Source organism: Elusimicrobiota bacterium (assembly GCA_041658405.1).
GTDB lineage: Bacteria > Elusimicrobiota > UBA5214 > JBBAAG01 > JBBAAG01 > JBBAAG01.
The window spans coordinates 1-3,883 of record JBBAAG010000135.1 but is presented as its reverse complement, the minus strand read 5'-3'; the positions used below and the strand labels follow the sequence as shown (position 1 = coordinate 3,883).

2 protein-coding genes are annotated in these 3,883 nt (G+C 43.2%); both read left to right on the top strand.

All coding sequences use genetic code 11. The annotated features are described in order from the left end of the window. On the top strand, window positions 1-887 hold an 887-nt coding region (locus WC955_13170; protein MFA5860005.1), incomplete at its 5' end, for a hypothetical protein. A gap of 52 nt (window positions 888-939) precedes the next feature. Continuing rightward, window positions 940-3,883 (top strand): DUF6531 domain-containing protein (locus WC955_13165; protein MFA5860004.1); only part of this gene is annotated, 2,944 nt, incomplete at its 3' end.

Genomic DNA, 3,883 nt, shown 5'->3' with positions numbered 1-3,883 from the left:
TGAAAATGAATAATAAGTATTTGTTGAGCGTAATAATAAGCCTATTCTTGTCGAGCAGTACAGAACATTTATGCGCGGGGGGATATATTAACGTAGACAGTATATATTGTGCTAAGAAACCGGGACAAGAAAAAAAGTATTTGTTGAAAAAAGAAATGAACCTGTATTTTTCCGAGACACAAAATTACGCAGGGGAATCATGGGCGCATATATGTGCTTATGGAATTCGCAATGGTTATTTTGATATAGATTATTGGATCGAAACCAAATATGTCCATTTTGTATCAACGTCTTCAGCGGAACAGTTGTTTAGAGAGAAGAAATATGACGAAGCCTTGAGGGAATATTTTGTAATTGGTTATGATGACAATCTATTAGACGACGAATTGAGAAAACGCGTAAAAAAGAGAATGCTTGATATTGAAAAATGCATGGATGGAATTGAGAAAGAACTGCTGCCTGGCGTAACATATAAGGATAAGAAAATATTATTTCGTAACGAAATAATTGTTTCACCGTATCATCCCGTCGTATTTAAGAAACACAAATTGGTTTGTAATAAAACAGCAAATGCTTTTGATTTCTATGATATAAATGGTAGATTGAGATATTCTATTAATACAAGTGGACGATGGTATGAGTTAGCGATAGCTCCTAACGAAAAATATATTATATTATATTTCAATGATCTCGGAGCAGGAAACACAGTGTTGGTATATGATATAAATGGCAATCTAAAGGCTCGTATTGATGATAAAGGTATTGCTTTTATTACACTTGTTTATTTTAATCACACTAGTACGGCATTTAACATACTTTATATGGGATATCTTATTAACACATACACTACCGCTGGGAAATTGGTTAAAACAATAAAAATAAGATGAATAATATTAAGTACGACAGTTACGGCAACATGACCTCGCAGGGAAACGAGTAATGAGTAAAACATTAACAACGATAACAAAATATGTATTAATATCATTATCTTTACTAACAACCGAATTCTGTTATGCTGAGTATTCTATCGATGCGGTCCTCAGCGGGTTTGGCAGTACCACTGTTAATACCAGTTATCAATCCGTTGTTTTACTTGGCGGGCAGGAAGTTATTGGCAGCAGCGTAACTTCAACGTACAACCTGGGAATCGGGCATATATACCATCTCCCTTTGGCAGCGACGACATACTACGAACCCCCGGTGCCGGGCAGTACGCCCTACTGGGCATCAGCGTACGGCGATAATACTCACACGTCAAACAGTTCGTTAGTTTCCGGCCCGCACCGCGAACCCATACTCTCAAGCGCAGCACTTGTAGCGTCGCAGTACGCTACGGTCCCGCCGATAGTGGATAGTGAAGGAATTGTGTACCTCGCGTTTGGTACGTTACTAAAGATGTATGACAACACAACTGGCGCGATGACAGAATACTACACGTTTGCCGATAACATAAATGCGGTAACAGTCGGTAACTCCGACGACCTATATGTCATAACGAACGCAAACCGTGTGTACAAGTTCGTAGGCGGCGAACTTGCGTGGGTGAGCGCAGTATATACTTCTAACGTATCTCCCGTGACAATAGGATACTCTGCGGATAATGCAGTATACATTACTGCAGGAGACAACACGGTTTATGCATTGTCTATAACATACGGAACAGAAAACTGGTCCTCTGGATTAGGCGGATATCTTACACCCGATTCGGAATGGCTGTCAGGGTCGTCTATTGGTAATGATACAGGGGATAGGTTATACATAAACACTGATATAAGCGTTTTATCAGTCAACACCTCAAACGGTGCGTATGTTTGGCGTACCGATCTTAGTTCGGATTGTTATGGTCCCGAATTTACGTCAGTATACACTCCGGCAGTAGACGAAAACGACAATCTTTACGTTAGTGTATTGGTAACAAATAACGGTGAGCCCGGGTATACGTCTTATGTTAAGAAACTGGATAATTCGGGTAATATACTCTGGGCGCACAGTATGGCAAACGAAGACGTGTTGTCAATCCCAAATGTGATGGACAGCAATAATGTTAGCGTACTATATCATGAAGTAGTTAATAATCCCGAAGAAACAAAGGAAATGAGCGGTATCCGCGCGTTAAACACTTCTAATGGTACTACTAAATGGGAATACTATATTCCAAATTTAACGGATATTCCAGCCCCGCGGTACCTCATCTCTGACAAAGACAACGTTGTATACGCATGTTCTGACAATAATGTTTTATACGCAGTCTACGGCGGTTCCCGTGCGTGGAGCCAGCCGGTATACGGTGATAGCGGTTTTATGATGGCATTAGGAAAATCCGGCGCATTGTTTTTGCTTAACCATGACAGTACCGGCAGCATATTTTCTTCCTACGCAATCCGTTCGTTACCCAGCATCGCGCAGCCTAACGGCGCGAATACCGGCGTATCCCTACACGCGGAAGACGCGAACGGCGTAAATATTCAAGCACCGATGACATCAATCACTACGCCCTCAACCAACGATATTGAAGGTACGGAGAATATTGTGTATTCAGTCAACACGTTGACCGGCAACTTGTACTACCCTATCACCGACATATATTTGCCCAATAGCCGCGGATTGCCGTTACACTTCACGCGTACCTACAACAGTATGCAGCGCTTCCTTGGCCCGTTTGGCTACGGGTGGACGCATCCGTTTGATACGCGGTTACGTATCGAAACTGATGGTACGCTTACGCAGTACCGCGGGGATAGCGCGGAGATAAAGTTTACGTACGACCCTATTGAAGAATACTACTACCCGCCTAGCGGCACGCGGACAAAGATATATATTAACTACTCTTCCAACGTATACACAATGCGCGAGCAAGTCGGCGGTGTTCATTACGATTATGACATCCAAACCGGGCTGCTCAAAAGTATAGTTGACCCCAACAATAACACAGTAAGTTTTGAATACTCAGACACTACCGGCACAACGCTCGGGGGTAACCTCTGTAGAATCACTGACGTTGTAGGCAGGGTTATACAGCTTGAGTATAACGAAAAAAACTTTATTCAGCTTATAGTTGATCCTTTGGGTCAAGGGACGAGTTATTATTACGAAACTGCTGGGTACCATCTCACTAGAGTCGAAGGCCCGGGGGGATATGTGGCGTGGTATGAGTATAACAGTCCTATAAATGCTAATTTGTTAACCAGGAATGAAGACCCGCGGGTCCGGCCGAAACGGTTCGCCGTACGTACCTATGAGTACAATTTCGCTGGAAGATGCAGCTACCAGTATGGAGACGACGGGGAAAGTGTTTCTATATCCTACGACGATGCCGCCCGTGAAAACACGTTTACTGACAGCCGGCAGAACACCACAAAGTTTTTGTTTGACAGTTCCGGACGAATCACCCAGATCACCAATGCATCGCCGTTGGTGTTAACGAAACATTATGACTGGGATTCCGGGAACAACAACACAAAAGTTACCGGTTACGGCGGTAATGTGTATACCTACGAGTACGATACTAACGGTAACGTGTCCTCAATGACCACACCCGCAGGGACGACGCTCTACACATACGATAGTACGTTCAACAAAATTGAGTCATTCACCAACGAACGCGAATACACGCATACGTACCACTACGACACTAAAGGCAACCTTGACTTAATAACCGACCCCTACGATAAAACCGTACAAAACTTTTATGACAGTTACGGGCAGTTATCATGGACGAAGAACGCGAGGAATAAGTATACCTATTACTACTACGACGCTTATGGTAATAGGTACAAAACCGTTGATGCTGAGAACAAAACGTCCTACACATACTACGATACGTTAGGGCGTTCGACCTATACGGTAAACGCGCGGGGGTACGCTACGGTAAACACGCTTGACG